Annotated in this window: 16 protein-coding genes and 1 tRNA gene; 11 read left to right on the top strand and 6 right to left on the bottom strand. The window is 44.9% G+C overall.

Annotation, left to right across the window (positions count from 1 at the left end):
* The first annotated feature begins 13 nt into the window (after positions 1 to 13).
* The 9 genes from C511_RS0113460 (at position 14) to C511_RS0113420 (ending at position 8,776) form a co-directional block, all read left to right on the top strand.
* Positions 14 to 1,393 (top strand): nitrogenase component 1, encoded by a 1,380-nt coding sequence (locus C511_RS0113460; protein WP_024995543.1) that lies wholly within the window; start codon positions 14 to 16, stop codon positions 1,391 to 1,393.
* A 68-nt stretch (positions 1,394 to 1,461) separates the two neighbouring features.
* Positions 1,462 to 2,787 carry a nitrogenase iron-molybdenum cofactor biosynthesis protein NifE gene (gene nifE, locus C511_RS0113455; RefSeq protein ID WP_024995542.1) on the top strand — a complete coding sequence of 442 codons (1,326 nt, stop codon included), beginning with the start codon at positions 1,462 to 1,464 and terminating at the stop codon, positions 2,785 to 2,787.
* Between the two features lie 12 nt (positions 2,788 to 2,799).
* Positions 2,800 to 4,206, top strand: coding sequence for a nitrogenase component 1 (locus C511_RS0113450; RefSeq protein WP_024995541.1), 1,407 nt, complete (start codon positions 2,800 to 2,802; stop codon positions 4,204 to 4,206).
* Positions 4,207 to 4,231: 25 nt separating this feature from the next.
* Entirely contained in the window at positions 4,232 to 5,509 is a 1,278-nt protein-coding gene (gene nifB, locus C511_RS0113445; RefSeq protein ID WP_034782505.1) for a nitrogenase cofactor biosynthesis protein NifB, read from the top strand.
* A gap of 67 nt (positions 5,510 to 5,576) precedes the next feature.
* Positions 5,577 to 5,885 (top strand): (2Fe-2S) ferredoxin domain-containing protein, encoded by a 309-nt coding sequence (locus C511_RS0113440; RefSeq protein WP_024995539.1) that lies wholly within the window; start codon positions 5,577 to 5,579, stop codon positions 5,883 to 5,885.
* Positions 5,882 to 7,003 (top strand): homocitrate synthase/isopropylmalate synthase family protein, encoded by a 1,122-nt coding sequence (locus C511_RS0113435; protein WP_024995538.1) that lies wholly within the window; start codon positions 5,882 to 5,884, stop codon positions 7,001 to 7,003. Before C511_RS0113440 ends, C511_RS0113435 begins: the two co-directional genes overlap by 4 nt.
* Positions 7,004 to 7,049: 46 nt before the next feature.
* Entirely contained in the window at positions 7,050 to 7,715 is a 666-nt protein-coding gene (gene modB, locus C511_RS0113430) for a molybdate ABC transporter permease subunit (RefSeq protein ID WP_027318273.1), read from the top strand.
* Between the two features lie 4 nt (positions 7,716 to 7,719).
* Positions 7,720 to 8,400, top strand: a complete 681-nt coding sequence (locus tag C511_RS0113425; protein ID WP_027318272.1) for an ABC transporter ATP-binding protein — start codon at positions 7,720 to 7,722, stop codon at positions 8,398 to 8,400.
* Positions 8,372 to 8,776, top strand: coding sequence for a NifB/NifX family molybdenum-iron cluster-binding protein (locus tag C511_RS0113420; protein WP_024995536.1), 405 nt, complete (start codon positions 8,372 to 8,374; stop codon positions 8,774 to 8,776). The genes C511_RS0113425 and C511_RS0113420 overlap by 29 nt, the downstream gene beginning before the upstream one ends.
* Positions 8,777 to 8,785: 9 nt before the next feature.
* Here C511_RS0113420 and cobC read toward each other — a convergent pair whose 3' ends face one another.
* The 4 genes from cobC to cobU are packed head-to-tail and all read right to left on the bottom strand — an operon-like array spanning position 8,786 to position 11,657.
* Positions 8,786 to 9,313 (bottom strand): alpha-ribazole phosphatase, encoded by a 528-nt coding sequence (cobC, locus tag C511_RS0113415; protein ID WP_024995535.1) that lies wholly within the window; start codon positions 9,311 to 9,313, stop codon positions 8,786 to 8,788.
* 5 nt (positions 9,314 to 9,318) lie between these two features.
* Positions 9,319 to 10,077, bottom strand: coding sequence for an adenosylcobinamide-GDP ribazoletransferase (gene cobS, locus C511_RS0113410; protein ID WP_034782503.1), 759 nt, complete (start codon positions 10,075 to 10,077; stop codon positions 9,319 to 9,321).
* Positions 10,077 to 11,117: a nicotinate-nucleotide--dimethylbenzimidazole phosphoribosyltransferase gene (gene cobT, locus C511_RS0113405; RefSeq protein WP_024995533.1), complete on the bottom strand. Its 1,041-nt coding sequence runs from the start codon at positions 11,115 to 11,117 to the stop codon at positions 10,077 to 10,079. The genes cobS and cobT overlap by 1 nt, the downstream gene beginning before the upstream one ends.
* Before the next feature lie 27 nt (positions 11,118 to 11,144).
* Positions 11,145 to 11,657: a bifunctional adenosylcobinamide kinase/adenosylcobinamide-phosphate guanylyltransferase gene (gene cobU / locus C511_RS0113400; protein WP_027318270.1), complete on the bottom strand. Its 513-nt coding sequence runs from the start codon at positions 11,655 to 11,657 to the stop codon at positions 11,145 to 11,147.
* 121 nt (positions 11,658 to 11,778) lie between these two features.
* On the opposite strand from cobU, the gene C511_RS0113395 reads away from it, so the two are divergent.
* Positions 11,779 to 11,851: transfer RNA gene (locus C511_RS0113395), tRNA-Gly, on the top strand.
* A gap of 490 nt (positions 11,852 to 12,341) precedes the next feature.
* Here the strand turns inward: C511_RS0113395 and C511_RS0113390 are convergent.
* On the bottom strand, positions 12,342 to 14,150 hold the full coding sequence (locus C511_RS0113390) for a MutS family DNA mismatch repair protein (protein WP_027318269.1): 1,809 nt from the start codon (positions 14,148 to 14,150) through the stop codon (positions 12,342 to 12,344).
* 435 nt (positions 14,151 to 14,585) lie between these two features.
* Here C511_RS0113390 and C511_RS0113385 point away from each other — a divergent pair, with 435 nt between their 5' ends.
* Complete coding sequence (locus tag C511_RS0113385) at positions 14,586 to 15,875, top strand: dicarboxylate/amino acid:cation symporter (RefSeq protein WP_027318268.1); 1,290 nt, start codon at positions 14,586 to 14,588, stop codon at positions 15,873 to 15,875.
* An 88-nt stretch (positions 15,876 to 15,963) separates the two neighbouring features.
* On the opposite strand, the gene C511_RS16925 is transcribed toward C511_RS0113385, so the two are convergent.
* The gene (locus C511_RS16925; RefSeq protein ID WP_024995530.1) at positions 15,964 to 16,551 is read right to left on the bottom strand and encodes a hypothetical protein; all 588 of its coding nucleotides are present in this window, start codon (positions 16,549 to 16,551) and stop codon (positions 15,964 to 15,966) included.
* Positions 16,552 to 16,735: the final 184 nt, after the last annotated feature.

Genomic DNA, 16,735 nt, shown 5'->3' with positions numbered 1-16,735 from the left:
AATATTGAATAAGATGTTACTAAAACATACTACTGCCAAAGAAATTGATAGAAAAGCACTGACTATCAATCCGGCAAAAACCTGTCAGCCAATAGGAGCTATGTATGCAGCCTTTGGTATACACGGATGTTTGCCCCACAGTCACGGTTCGCAAGGCTGCTGCTCTTATCACAGAAGCGCGCTTACACGCCACTTCAAAGAACCCATCGTAGCCTCAACCAGTTCGTTTTCAGAGGGATCTTCTGTGTTCGGAGGATCGGCTAACTTGGTACAATCCATCGAAACAATCTTCTCAGTTTACGAACCGGAGGTGATTGCCGTGCACACCACTTGTTTATCTGAAACGATTGGCGACGACCTCACGCAGATTGTATCGAAAGCCGCTGAAGAAGGGAAAATTCCCGAAGGAAAGCAGGTTATATACTGCAATACTCCTTCTTACGTGGGTAGCCACATTACAGGCTATGCCAATCAAGTTGCAGCCATGGTAAAGTTTTTCTCTACTGCTACTCTCAAAAAGAGGAACGTGGTAAACCTCGTTGCAGGTTGGATGGAACCATCGGATATGCGTGAAATCAAGCGCATCGCCTCTGTCATGGAAGCGAGAACATTGATGTTTCCCGATATGACTGATGTGCTCGACACACCACTTACCGGAAAATATGAAATGTATCCCAAAGGAGGTTGTACCACCGAAGAACTGAAGACTACGGGCGATAGTAAATTCACCATCGGTTTAGGCGAATACTCTACCAACACAGCTTGTGTAGCGCTTGATAACAAATGCAAAGTAAAATTTGAGATAACAGACATCCCCATCGGCCTGAAAGCAACCGACCGTTTTGTAACTGCGTTAAGCAGACACGCTAACGTACCGGTTCCCGAAAGTATCTCGGCAGAAAGAGGACGTTTGATTGATTTGATAGCCGATAACCAGAAATATTTCTATGGAAAAAGAGTAGCTCTCTGGGGAGATCCCGACACACTGATTCCACTTTGCGAATTTCTGGTAAGCATGGATATGCGTCCGGTTTACGTTGTATCGGGAACTCCCGGCAAGCCTTTCGAAGAGAGACTCAAGGTTATTCTGAAAGACATTCCGGAAGCCAAATTCAAAGGAGGGGAGCTGGCCGATATGTTTCAAATGCATCAATGGATCAAGCAAGAAGGAGTAGACTTACTTATTGGTAACACGTATGGCAAGTACATTGCCCGTGACGAAGATCTCCCATTTGTACGCTATGGTTTTCCAATTGCCGATCGCCCCGGACACAACTTCTTCCCCAAAACAGGTTATGTGGGAGCAACCAATCTGGCGATACAGATTCTCAATGCATTTATGGATCACATGGATCGCACCTCTCCCGACGAAAAGGTTGAGTTTCAGCTTTAATTACATACGGAATATTATAACGCTGCACTCTTCGCAGCGTTGTAGTATTTCTATAAACGACATGAAATATGAGCACGCTGTTAGAAGAAAGAAAGAATCAAATAGGCAGAGTTGGCAATACACACGAAGTGATTGCCTGCGAAAAAGCCAGTCTGGCAGGTTCAGTCAGTCAAAGAGCCTGCGTTTTTTGCGGTTCAAGGGTGGTACTCTACCCCATAGCAGACGCTCTTCATTTAATTCACGGACCTATTGGTTGTGCTGCTTATACATGGGACATCAGAGGATCACTGTCATCGGGACCGGAACTGCACCGGCTCAGTTTCTCAACTGACTTGAGAGAAAGAGACGTTGTTTTTGGTGGAACTGCTAAGTTACATGCTTCACTTGATGAATTAATAGAGTTACACAAGCCAAAAGCTGCTTTTGTGTACACCACATGTATTGTTGGAGTCATCGGCGATGATGTGGAAGCAGTCTGCAAGGAGATGAGCCGGGAAAAAGGAATTCCGGTCATTCCGGTACAAGCACCCGGATTTCAGGGATCAAAAAAAGACGGCTATCGCATTGCTTGTGAATCTCTTTTTCAGTTGGTAGGCACACAAAACCGTCCGATACCCAAATACTCAATCAACATTTTGGGTGATTTTAATTTGGCAGGTGAGTTATGGATTCTACTCGATTATTACAAACGGATGGGCATTCATGTGAATGCAACTATCACCGGCGACGGAAGAGTGGATGATATTTGCAACGCCCACCGCGCTTCATTGAATGTAGTTCAGTGTTCGGGCTCTATGATGCATCTGGCCAAAATGATGAAAGAAACATACGGTGTGCCTTTCATGAGAGTATCTTATTTTGGTATTGAAGACATGAGTGACGCTTTGTATGAAGTAGCTAACTTCTTTCAAAGCGATGATTTGCTTCAGCAAGCCCGTACTATCGTTAAAGAAGAATTGGGACGCCTGCTTCCTGCTTTAGCTCCCTATAAAAAGGCATTGAACGGTAAAAAAGCAGCGATCTACGTTGGTGGTGCTTTCAAAGCCATATCGTTGGTCAAAGCATTGAGGCTGATTGGCGTTAAAACAGTAATTGTAGGCTCGCAAACGGGCGACAAAGACGATTATAAACTGATTCAGGAACTTTGTGACGAAGACACCATCGTTGTTGACGACTCAAATCCTGTTGAACTGTCTGCCTTTGTGAAGGAAAAACAAGCCGATTTGTTTATTGGCGGTGTAAAAGAGCGCCCCATCGCATACAAAATCGGATTGGGATTTTGTGATCACAATCACGAGCGCAAAGAAGCATTGGCCGGTTACGAAGGCATGCTAAACTTTGCTAAGGAAGTATACGGAACCGTGATGAGTCCGGTTTGGAAATATGTCAGATAAAAACAGAACGTTATGCAATCGACAACAGAAAATAAAAAAACACCCTATGCCTCTTCACGCAATGCGTGCAAACTTTGCGCACCACTGGGAGCCTCTGTGGTATTTAAGGGAATAGAAGGTTGTGTGCCTATGATACACGGATCGCAGGGATGTGCCACTTACATTCGCCGATATATGATAAGCCATTATAAAGAACCGGTGGACATTGCTTCGTCAAACTTCAGTGAAACAACCACTATTTACGGAGGTAACCGGAATTTTATCGAAGGCATAAACAATGTTATCAGGCAATATAGTCCCCAAGTAATAGGCATAGCCACAACCTGTTTGGCCGAAACAATAGGTGAAGATGTAAACGCACTTGTGGCCGAATACAAACAAGCAAATGAAGAAAACCCACTGCTGCCCGTCTTTATTCATGCCTCAACACCCAGCTATCAGGGTAGCCACATGGATGGGTTTCACGAAGCAGTATACGCCGCTGTAGCAACACTAGCCGACAAGAATACAAAGAGCGGTGCACACATCAATCTCTTTCCGGGTTTTGTTTCGCCGGCCGATTTACGTAACCTCAAGGAAATGCTCACAGTATCGGGTATAGAATACGTCTTGCTGCCCGACTATTCCGCCTCGCTCGATAATCCTTTCTGGAAAGATTATCACTTAGTACCCGAAGGCGGAACACCGCTCAATCACATCAGGATGACGGGAGGTGCCAGAGCCAGCATCGAGTTTGGCACCATACTCAACAAGGGAGCATTGACCGGACGAATTCGTAAAACAAAAACAATCACCACTGCGGGTGAATGGCTTGAAGAACATTGCGATGTACCCAATCACAGAATGAGAATGCCTATCGGAATTGATGCTACAGATCATTTTATAGAAACCATTGAAACCATTTCGGGTAAGAAGATTACTGAAAAATACAAACTCCAGAGAGGACGACTGGTTGATTCGTACATCGACGGGCATAAATATGTATTCGGCAAAAAGGCAATTGTCATTGGTGATGAAGACATGGTGTCGGGTCTGGTTTCTTTCCTGAGCGAAATAGGTATTATTCCTGTTATCGTAGCCTCGGGTGGCGAAAGCGGTCTTTTAAAAGAAGAGATAGAAGCCGTAGTCGAAGATCCATCACACATACAAGTGATGAACGGAGCCGATTTTGAATCGATACGCGAAGTAATTCAGGAAACAAAACCCGACTTACTAATTGGAAGCAGCAAAGGGTATTACATTGCACGCGAACTAGGCATCCCGTTAATTCGTGTAGGATTTCCCATACACGACCGCGTAGGCGGCCCTCGCATGGAACATCTTTTTTATTCCGGTGCCCAGCAATTATTTGACAGGATAGTGAATGCTTTGTTGGAATACAAACAAGAACATTCGCCTATCGGCTACAAATACATGTAATTGATCATTAATAAAACGAAGAATCATGGTTAAAGTTATTACAAAAAACGATATAGCGAAACATCCTTGTTTCGATGTGGAAGCCAGGCATACACATGCACGCGTTCACCTTCCTGTTGCCCCCCGATGCAACATTCAGTGCAACTATTGCAACCGGAAATACGATTGTGTCAACGAAAGCAGACCGGGAGTAACCTCTTCCGTACTAGATCCGTTTAAGGCGGTAACTTATCTGAAAGAATTGAATAAGCACATTCCTAACATTTCTGTAGTTGGCATAGCAGGACCCGGTGACCCCTTTGCTAACCCCGACGAAGTGCTAAAAACTCTCCGAGCTGTAAAAGCTGAATTCCCGGATAAAATATTCTGCCTATCGACCAACGGACTGAATTTAGAACCTTACATTGATGAGATCGCTGCTTTAGACGTAACACATGTCACCCTCACCATCAATGGCGTACGAACCGATATAACCTCAAAAATATATCGCTGGGTCAGATACAACAAGAAAGTATATCGGGGAGAAGAGGCCGCCGCCCTGTTATTGGAAAAACAATTAGCTTGCATTCCCTTGCTCAAGGCCAAAGGCATAACGGTGAAAATTAACTTCATCATTATTCCGGGTATTAATGACCGCCATATTGACGAAACAACTCGGGTAGTAAAAGGGTTGGGGGCAGACCTCATCAATTGCATGCCACTGATACCTACGGCCGGTTCTAATTTTGAGGATATGCCGAAGCCCGACCAAAAGATGATTTTCCGTGTACGTGCCGAAGCCAAACACCACCTGCCCATCATGACACATTGTGCCAGATGCCGGGCCGATGCAGCCGGACTCTTGGGGCAAGACATGAAAGAGGCTTATACCATTCTGCAACAAGTATCATCGAGTGTTGAAACAGGGGAAGAAAGCAGACCTTATGTAGCTGTGGCAACTTACGAAGGACATCTGGTTAACCTCCATCTTGGTGAAGCCAAATCTGTTTACATCTTCCGCCAAACACCTAATGGATTCCAATACGTAGAAGAACGTGAAATGCCAGATAAAGGAGGAGGCGATCAGAGATGGATTGATGTGGCCAGATTGTTGATAGACTGTCGTGCCATACTTGTTGCAGGGGTCGGAGAGAATCCTGCTTCCATTCTCAAAGAATGCGGCATCCGTGTAGTACAGATGACCGGAATGATTGACGAAGGACTTGATGGGATATACAATAACCTGCCCATACGCAGCATCAAGAAAGCAGATGCTTTTCGCTGTGGCAGCGGCTGTAGCGGAAACGCACAAGGTTGCGCCTGATCAACACGGCAAACTATTATAACAACACTATCATTCATAAAGTACTAACAAATTAAAATCTGACAAAATGAAAAAGCCCAATTACCACATTTTAGTATGCAACTCTTTCCGTCTGAGTGGAGAGGCACAAGGAGCCTGCAACAAAAAGGGAGCATCGTCTCTGCTGCAATACATCATGGAAGAATGTAACGACAGAGGACTCGACGTGGCTGTGTCGACTACAGGCTGCTTAAACTTATGCTCGCAGGGACCGGTCATCGTTGTTCATCCGAATAACTTCTGGTACGGCTGCGTAGAAACAGAAGAGGCAATAGACGAGATCCTCGATGCGCTCGAAGAAGGAGAGGCTTGCGAAAAATACCTGATTTCAGAATGAAACATCCCCAAGCACATATTATTGATACTACACTGCGTGACGGCGAACAAGCCGCCGGCGTAGTGTTCTCATTGGAAGAGAAGCTGAAGATTGCCGGCTTACTCCACAACGCCGCTGTGCCCGAAGTAGAAATAGGCACGCCCGCCATATCGACAAAAGAAAAGGAAAACATCAAAACATTGGTTGGGGCGGGTTTCTCTTTCAAATGTCTAGCCTGGTGCAGAGCTTTGCCGCAAGACATTGACCGTGCGGCAGAAACAGGAGTACAAGGTGTACATATCTCGTTTCCCGTTTCTTCCATTCACCTGCGTGCTTTGGGAAAAAACGAACTATGGGTGATCACACAGCTCAAAGAAATGCTCAATTACGCAGCCGGCCGATTTGACTACGTAACAATAGGTGCACAAGATGCTTCCCGAAGCGGTCCCTCTTTTCTGACCGATTTCATTGGTCATGCCATGCTTTACGGAGCAGCACGCATCCGCATAGCCGATACAGTTGGCATTCTGAACCCGCTAAGCGTTGCATCACTGTTTGGCAAGCTAAAAAAAGAATATCCGGCGGTTCCTTTTGAATTTCACGGACACAACGATTTGGGCATGGCAACCGCTAACACGGTCACCGCTTTATTGTCGGGTGCCGATGCAGCCAGCGTAACTGTTAACGGATTGGGCGAAAGGTCGGGAAATGCCGTACTCGAAGAAGTCATCATGGCACTTCAACTTAGTTCTCGTATTGAAACCGGTATTCAAACCCGATACCTAACGGAACTATCGTCTTTTGTGCAGCAAGCTTCCAATCGCAGCCTGTCTGATATGAAACCCATTACGGGCAAATACGCCATTAGTCACGAATCGGGCATACACACGCAATGCCTGCTAACCGATAGAAACACCTATCAGATTATTGATGCGTTAAGTGTAGGCAGGAGTGAGGAACCATTTGTTTTCGGTAAACATAGCGGCAGTAGGGCTTTGTGCAGTTTCCTGTCATCTAAAGGCTGCAACCTGACGGAACGCGAAAGCATCAAGATGCTCAACGAAGTAAAGAAGACGTCCGACAAACTAAAACGTTCCCTCACCGAATCTGAGTTACTTGGACTGTACAAACATCGTTGATTTTTTAGCCCGTCGATATCTTTTTAATTTATAACGACAACAAATTATGGAGAACGAGTTTATAAGCACACTACTTACAACCGGAAAACTGGCAAGTCTTACCACAATTATTCTGTTGGTAACAGGCCTGCCGATTGCTTATTTTCTGGCATTTTCGCGTTTTCGGCTCAAGGCAGTTGCAGAAGCCCTGATCTCTATGCCTATGGTGTTACCCCCCACCGTATTGGGATTTTATATACTAGTAGCCTACAGTCCGCAACATGCCTTTGGTAAAACCCTGGAAGAATGGTTTGATGTGCGACTGGCATTCAGCTTCACCGGCATACTCATTGCCAGCATACTCTGCTCATTACCTTACATGATACAGCCCTTACAAAACGGTCTGTCCGCACTACCCGTTAGTTTGCGCGAAGCATCATATACCATGGGTAAATCGGCCACAACCACTTTTTTCAAAGTGCTTTTGCCCAACATACGAGGAAGCGTAATCACGGCAGTTGCCATGACCTTTGCCCATTGCATAGGCGAGTTCGGCATCGTTTTAATGGTAGGCGGTAACATGCCCGGCGAAACCCGGGTAGCCTCTATCGCTCTGTATGATGAAGTGCAGGCGCTGAACTACAGTGCCGCCAATCAATACGCATTGATTCTATTTCTCATTTCATTTGTCATACTGACAGTAATCTACAGTATTAACAAAAAAACAAACTGAACACATGAAAGAATCTATCTACATTGACGTACGAAAAGAAATGACCACTACCGAAGGCAAAAACATGCTGAACATCCGGAGAGAAATTTCCGGCGGCGACTTTATCTGCTTGGTGGGACATTCGGGCTCAGGGAAAACTACATTACTCCGAATACTTTCCGGACTACTCACACCCGACGAAGGAGTGATACGAGTAGGCGGCAAAACTTGGTTTGACTCCACCGCCCGCATCAACCTCAAACCCCAACAACGAAGCATCGCCTACATGTTTCAAGACCTGGCACTCTTTCCCAACATGACGGTGGCGCAAAACATAGGCTATGCGCAACGTGCACACAACCCAACTCATATAAACGAACTGCTGGATATTTTCGGAATGAAAGGACTGGCAACACAGAAACCCGGCAAACTATCGGGCGGACAAAAACAACGGGTAGCACTGGCAAGAGCATTAGCTTCTTCCCCACAGATATTACTGCTCGATGAGCCGCTGTCATCCATTGATCAGGAAATGCGTGAGGCATTGCAAAGCGAAATACTCAAGGCGCACGAATACCTCAACTCAACCAGCATCATGGTTACACATGACCTGCCCGAGGCCCGGCGCATGGCCAATGAGATTATCAAAATTAAAAACGGACTAATAGTAGAAACAGATGAAACTGATCATACCCGTATACGATAACAAACTGATTGCCGAAGGATTTAACAAGACTACCCACGTATGCATATTTGATCCCGAGGCCTCTGATGCAGAAACTTGCTGTTTTATTCCCTGGCGCACCATTATACCGCCCGGAAGTAAAATTACCAAACAGATGAAAGAAATGGGAATTGCAGCTGTACTAACCTCACAAATTCAGCTGCTTGCCCTCAACCTTTTTGTTGAGAACGGCATACAAGTATATAAAAGCAGTGGAACAGATTTAACACAAAACCTGCTATTGTACAAGCAAAACAAACTGCATCCATTCACCGTGACCGACGCTATGGAGAGTAGTAACCTCTGTTCGGGCACGTGCGACAGTTGCACGTCCGACGAGAGCAATTGCAAGGAATAAAAGGAATAATCAAAGATTAATACGCACAATGCCTCCATAAGGAGTAAGAGAACTGAATGCCTCTTCAAACGGAACCACACCGGCGTACACCTGTGCGCATATCAACACACCTCCGTGAGCAAATAAGGCAACACGTTCGTAAGGCAATACGCGCAGTTCATCCAGAAAATCGGCTACACGTTTGTATTGGTCCTTGAAAGATTCACCACCGGGAACAGTTACGTGCATAAAGTCTTTATACCATTCCTGCAAACGCGGATCACGTATTTCATCGTAATGCTTCATTTCCCATTCGCCGAAGTTCATTTCCATCAGTCGGTCGTCACGCAGAGCAGAGGAATATCCGCAATAATTAGCCAAGTGCACACAACGAGACAGCGGACTGGTGTACACTCCGTCGAACGTTAAATCCTTTATTTTCCGGGAAACAACTTCTGCTTCTTTTTGAAAACTATCTTTCAACGGAACATCCGTTTGTCCGTAACAGGTGTGTGGCGGTACATCCACCGAGGTATGTCTGATTAGATATATTTCCATAATGCTTAAACAACGTAGTAATGATATAGAATGTTTATTCCCAAATAAAAGTTCAGTTCGCACAACAAAAATGCCGCACCACAGCAATCGCCCGTATACCCTTGTAACTTCCGTTTCAGGAACACAATGAGCAGGGCAATCGTAAGAAGTGAAAACAGTGCGGCTGCTACATATTGATAAGGCAGAAACAAAACGGCGGGCAAGACACCGGTCAGCAAAGCAAAGATAAAAGTCCCTACCGACATTTTATTATACACCACCTTCGCTTTGCTGTCTTCCTCGCGCCGGGCATAAGGCAAGAAATTGACGAGCTGTGCCGCAGAGAACTTTCCCCACGGATCACCAGCCAGCACCGCCGCACAAGCCAACGGAAGAGGTAATGCATGCAACAGCGAAAAGAGCAAAGCAAAATAAACAACGAGCCCCGTTACCCCGTAGCTCCCGATAAACGAATCCTTCATGATGGCCAAAATCCGCTCACGCGAAGTGCCACCACCCAAGCCGTCGAAGAAATCCGCCAGTCCGTCTTCATGCAAACAACCGGTAAGCAATAGCCGTCCCGCTAAGGCTAGTATGACAGCCACGGAGTAGGGAAGTATTTGAGCCGACAACCACAACACCGACGCCAATACCCCTCCCGTTAACCAGCCCGCCAAAGGCCAATAGTTAACCACCGTTTTATAACATTCGGCCGGCACCTGCGCCAAGCGCCAGAAAGGTAAACGAGTGAAGAAGATAAAAGCCGCCAGTATACGATAGCCCATTATTCAAAGTATTTAGTCACTGCCGCATGGGCAAAATTATCCATCTCATTAATCATCCTCACCGCCGAATCAATAAGCGGATAAGCACAAATAGCACCGGTACCTTCACCCAGACGTAAACCCATGTTTATTAAGGGGTTAACATTCATGGCATTAAGTAACAGTTTATGTCCGGTTTCATCACCCTGATGACCAAATATGGCATAATTCAGTACGGCAGGATAAAACTTGGAAGCCATCAGCATACAGTTAGTCATAATGAAACCATCCACCAAAATAACCATATTCAGTTCCGCCGCCTGCAACATGGCGCCCACGGCCATGACCATTTCCAGTCCGCCGAAATAACACATCACATCTTCTGCCGCACCGTTACCCGTATATCGTTCAAGCGATTGCTTCAACACACTGTACTTGCGTTGCACCCCCTCACTGCTTAGTCCGCTACCGGCCCCCACACATTGCTCCAACGGGATTCCCGTGAGGCATGACATCCACATGGAAGAAGGAGACGTGTTACCAATGCCCATTTCGCCAAAGCTAATGACATTGCACCCTTCACTGTGGCACAGTCTCACTACTTCCGCACCACGTTCTATACACAAATCGGCCTCCTCACGAGTCATAGCCGCTTCATACAAAAAGTTTCGGGTTCCCTTGCGCACCTTGAAATCGATGATTCCCTTTCCGGCAGGGAAATCATAATCGACCCCTGCATCTACAATCTTCAGTTCGAAGCCATGCTGACGACAGAAGAAGTTGACCCCGGCACCACCGCGAAGGAAGTTACTGATTTGTTGCCAGGTAACCTCTTTGGGTGAAAAGCTCACCCCTTCGTCAACAATGCCGTGATCGGCAGCAAAAATAATATTTTGAGGATTACGTAATTCGGGTTCGAGCGATTGCTGAATCAGTCCCACCTGCAAAGCCAGTTCCTCCAGTCGCCCCAGCGACCCTTTGGGTTTGGTAAGGTTATTGATTTTGTCTATTAAAAGCGGACGGATTGCTTCGTCGGGTTTATGAATTTGAAATGTTTTCATTCTTGTTCTATTTTGAGTTTGCATAGATTATTCTTTCACGTTGACCGGAATGCCCGACACCATAAGCACCACTTTATCTGCCCGTGCGGCAATGTACTGGTTTACCCACCCTTGCAGGTCGGTGAATTTCCGTTGAATTTCATTTTCCGAAGTAGCTCCCATGCCTATTTCGTTGGTCACAAAAATAAAAGTAGCCTCTTGGCTCACCAGCTTATCGAACTCCTCCTTCACCGCTTGCAAAGCCTTGTCAACATCAGCCTGCAGGTCAAAAAAGAAATTGGTACACCACAGCGTTACACAATCAATAAGTACCACTCGGTTAGTTAGAGAATGACTGCTGAGCCACTTTTCCTCCTCCAGATTAGTCCACTCGAGCCCCCTGTCGCGCTGATGCCGAAGCACGCGTTGCTTGAATTCATCGTCCCAAATACGGGCCGTGGCTAAGTAGACCGGATTATCAGACAACGTAAGTGCCAGTTTCTCAGCGTGTTTACTTTTTCCGGAGCGTGCCCCACCGGTTATCAATATGATTTGTTTCATGTATTATCTTACTAATATCGGAAGCAAAGGTAGTATTTTTACTTGCTTTTTTTTGGTTAAAATGCGTATTAATTCAAATATATACTTACCTTTGCATCGTTTTAATAGAGTACATAGCGCTGCGGCAGTAGCTCAGTTGGCAGAGCATCAGCTTCCCAAGCTGAGGGTCGTGGGTTCGAATCCCATTTGCCGCTCAAGTGATTATCAGGCATTTACAGTGATTGTAAGTGCCTTTTTTTATTCTTCGCTGCCCAACGCCTACATAAAAAGTATAAAAAGAAGTATCACCAAGTATCACCAACCTTGTAACAACTTGATAATCAGATTATTCTGTGTGACACTTGGCTAAAAAAAAGTGTCACCAAGTATCACCAAGTATCACACTTATTTTTCAAGCATACGTTACATATAGAAAGAGTAAATAGCAAATTATATATAAACAAAAAGGCGGTTTTAATCTATTTATTTGCTTGTGCGGAAAAGCTGTGTACATCCGGGTGTACAGGCACTATACACGGGGGTGTATAAAGTTTGTAGATCCGGGTGTAGGAGAGGTGTACACCCGGGTGTATATGGAATTTGTAAACCGTCAATTTTATAAACACAAAGCACTTGTTTGTGCGAAACATTATTTCAACAATGGCCTTTTTCAAGCACCACGAAAAAAGGCACATTTCGTGTCCGTTAAGCGATAGCAATACCCATCTTTTTCATCAAAAAGCATGCATTCATGTTTTGCGCAACCCCTTCTCTTATTCGATAGGAGAAGGTTAATTCATTATGGGTTATGTCGGCCTCGAAGCAATAGTTCTTAATTTGTCCCGGATACACATCGGCCAACGTCCCTAATTGAAGGTCGTGCGTAGCAATGATACCGTTTACCTGCAAAGTCATAAATTGTTTAATCAATGCCAGCGAACCTTTCTGTTTATCGATTGAGTTAGTTCCTTTCAGTATCTCATCGAGAATGATAAACAGTTCGTCGCCCGCCAACCTACGATCAATGATGCTTTTCAGGCGCTTCAACTCTGCAAAGAAATAAGATTCGTTTTCATTCAGCGAATCGGTTGTTCGCAAACTCGTAGCCAGTTGGGCGGGGTAGACCTCCATCTCATCGGCCCACACAGGGAAACCGGCACATGCCATCAGGTAGTTAACGCCCACCGTGCGCAGATACGTACTCTTGCCTGCCATGTTGGCACCTGTTACCACCAGGAAAGCCGGCTGGGCGGTGATGCACACATCATTTCGCACACATTTGTCACGGCGCATTAGCGGATGCCCCATAGCGGTTGCCTTCATGCAAAACGTATCGACAGCCACGCGAGGGTACACATAATCGGGATGATTGTAGGCAAAAGTGGCCAGTGAACAATACGCATCCATCTCGCCCAGCGCATCGAGCCAGTCGGGTAGTTGCGAAGCGTGAGCTTCTTTCCATGCCTCGATGTGCATCATCTGTCGCAACTCCCAAAACATAAGTCCGTTGAGCACAAAAGCAACCAAGATATTGTTGCGCTGATCAAGTCCGTTAAGCAGCTTGCTCAATTTATGCACCGCCAGGCAGGCCGAATGATTGCCTTGCTTGAAACGCAATTGCAGTTGGCCAAGATTGGCAGTACGGAAATATTGATTTTCAATGAGCTCTATCAGTTTGGAATGGGTGTTCAGAATTTGCATCTTCGCACCGTAAACCGACTGGATTTTGGTGATGTTTCTGGAATAAATAGTGCTTGCCAACGCAAAAATAACGACTTGCAACACAAAAAGACTAGCAGGGATGACGTCTAGTAAGAGCAGGGACAGAGTGATTGCATTAGCCACAGGTATTAAAACAGAAAGCAGCTTCGGCACTCTTTTTTGGTAATACCGCGAAGGCGATTGCGCCCATTGCCTGATTTCATCCTCATCGGCCAGCTTGCCTTTGTAAAGCAAACCCAGCACGCGAAATTTCTGGCGGAAAACCCGATTGGCAGTCAGCTCCTGAACAGCCTCTTGCCTATTAATGATGGCTCCTTTTTTTAGCAGCGGGTGCTTCATCCACTCTGCCAGAGTCAGTTCTCCGCGACGAATCACCGTACGGTTAAGCGACTGAAAAAGAGAGGAGTTACCAAACAAATCGAGGTCGTATGAATAGCTGTGCGCCGGGTCAATAAACTCTTCGCCCGCATTGAATGCTGAAAAGTCGTAGCCAAGTGCCTGCAACTCCTGCGCATTGACTTCCGCTTTCTTTTCAAGGTAGTCTTTCTTATAAAAACAACGGTTGTGAACCTTAACAAGGTATAAAAAGGCAACAAGAAAAAGCAGCATAACAGGCACAACTACCACGGCACCCAAAGGCCATGCATACACTGTAGCCACAACCCCTCCGGCAAAGACCGAAATTCGTAAAAGAGCAATGCGGTATATCTGTTGTTTGGCCGAGGCGATGCGTTGTTGCGTTTCTAGCAGCTGTGACCGATAGGTCGATTCTATTTCCGGTAGAGAATTCATGGTATTTTGTTTTGGGCGTAAATGTAGCATTATAATGTGAAACAGCCAAAACCAGGCACATAAGATGCTTGATTATCAAATAAAGCACTAGAAAAAGAAAAAGCCACCCTCACGGGCAGCTTATCCTTTTGTTAACCTTAAAATCTAATCCTATGAAAAAAAACTATTCAAATATAGGCATAATTTGATTATCAGCAAATTACAGATGCTTTTTAGAGGGAAATATAACAAGGTTTAAACCTATTATCATCCTGTTAACAATAAAAGGTATTTGTGTTAACAATTAACATTATCAAGCGTAAGAATTAGGCATTGCCTGATGCGTTGCAGCTAAAAGAAATATCTCTTTCATAGATAGTTTTGCTAAAAAAAGCATTATTTGTGTATATTTGCTTTTCAATAAAATAAATACCTATCAATTTAATCGGCAAAAGAATGAAAATAAGACCAAAAGGAAACATAGCAAGCATTCCGTTATACATAAAAATACTGGTTGGCATGATAGCCGGAATAGCAACCGGCATGCTTTTTATCTCATTCGGGCAAGGAGAGGTGGTTCAGTTGTGGATAAAACCTTGGGGAAACATCTTCATCCGAATGCTTCAACTCATTGCCGTGCCACTGGTATTGGTTTCACTCATCAAAGGTGTTACGGGCATTGAAGACATACGGCGGTTTTCACAAATCGGACTGAAAGCTCTTCTTATATATATGAGCACTACCGTTTGCGCCATACTTGTGGGACTAGCTTTGGTGCTGTCAGTAAAACCGGGTAATTTTGTTGATGCTGCCGTGGCAAGTCAGATGAAAGAAAGCTACCAGCATGTGGTGAATGAGAAAATGTCGGCTGCCGAATCGACAAGCGAACAGGGGCCATTATCGTTCTTAAATGACATCGTTCCCGATAATCTTTTTGCCGCATCGAGCAACAACAGCAAAATGTTGCAGGTTATCTTCTTCGCCATCTTTTTCGGGATAGCAGCCATCAGTTTACCTAAAGAGAAAACCAAAGCTGTCTTAAAGGTCGTTGATTCGCTTTATGATATTATTCTGAAAATGGTGGATTACATCATTCGTTTTGCACCTTACGGCGTGTTTGCCCTCATGGCGGCACTTGTGGCCGATAACTCAAGTAATCTCAGCATTTTCGCAGCATTGGGCATGTACACCCTTACGGTAATTGCGGGATTACTGCTGCTTATCTTTGTGTTTTATCCTTTGTTGGTTCATCTGTTTACACGGATCCAAACCAAACATTTTATTCGCAACATGTATCCGGTTCAACTACTGGCCTTTACAACCAGCTCCAGCGCTGCCACTTTGCCGCTGAACATGGAAACAACCGAAAGGGATTTGGGCATATCAAAAGAAATCACCTCCTTCGTTCTGCCCGTTGGAACAACCATTAACATGGACGGAACGAGTTGTTATCAGGCCATAGCGGTTGTATTCATTGCCCAGGTTATGCACATTCATCTGGGCTGGAGTGAACTTATTGCCATTGTGCTGCTCACCACCATTTCATCCATCGGTACGCCGGCCATTCCCGGAGGCAGCTACGTCATACTAACCATGGTGCTGTCGTCCGTGGGTATTCCGGCCGACGGACTGGCGTTGATATTGGGTGTAGACAGACCGCTCGATATGCTTCGCACTTCCGTCAACGTAACAGGCGATGCTACCGTGGCATCCATCATTGACAAGCCCCGCACAAAAAGAAAATAGGATGTGCACAGCGAATTTGCTTTCTGTGCACATCCTATAAACTTTCCGCGCACAACAAATTTAGCGCGTATTCGAGGGCTAATAAATGCTACCTGCCATTGTTGGCATGTTTGCTCTTATTCTTATTGCCTTTATTCTCTTTCTTTCCTTTTGCCTTATCGTTGCCCTTCATCTCTTTGGACTTCTTATCAAAATCTCTATAAAGATCTGACTTTAAAGCTGTTCTCTTCTTGTAAGCAACTTTAGGATTTTTTTTCTTACCATAATCTTTAAACGTATTTTTCCAATAAGAATCTTTCTGACTCATCTGACTTTTCAGTCTCTTAAACTGATCGGAACCGGGCTTAATGCCCATCTCTTTGGCAATAACGCCCCAGCCTTTACCCTTGTTCTTGTTATAACAGCTGTACACATCATACACGGGTCTGTTCAAATAGTTACTCAATTCGAGCGTTGCTGCCACATCTCCCCAATTGTTATTGTATGATACATACAAACTATTGAGTGTATTCATAGGCACACCGTAGTGCTGATTAAGCAATGCTGATATTTCGGCACCTTTGTAATTTACCGTCAAACCAACCATTGTTTTGGCAAAGTCACCCAAAAAATTCTGTGCCCGTACGCCTGTAAAAGACGTAAACACAACTACAATTACTAATAAAATCTTTTTCATGTTGTTCTGTTTAAGTTAAATGATATATCAAATATAACATCTAGCATGATACGTTGGTGTTTTCGTTAGCTATATTTAACCATAGAGCGTCAGTAATGAATCTTTATGCAATTCAAATAACAATTTCTACATAAAACTAACGAGAAGCGAAATTTGTTCTTAAAAGAAACAAATTAAATCAATC

It is taken from the genome of Bacteroides graminisolvens DSM 19988 = JCM 15093 (assembly GCF_000428125.1).
Taxonomy (GTDB): domain Bacteria; phylum Bacteroidota; class Bacteroidia; order Bacteroidales; family Bacteroidaceae; genus Bacteroides; species Bacteroides graminisolvens.
The sequence above is the reverse complement of the archived record's forward strand: the minus strand, read 5'-3'. Positions and strand labels throughout refer to the sequence as shown.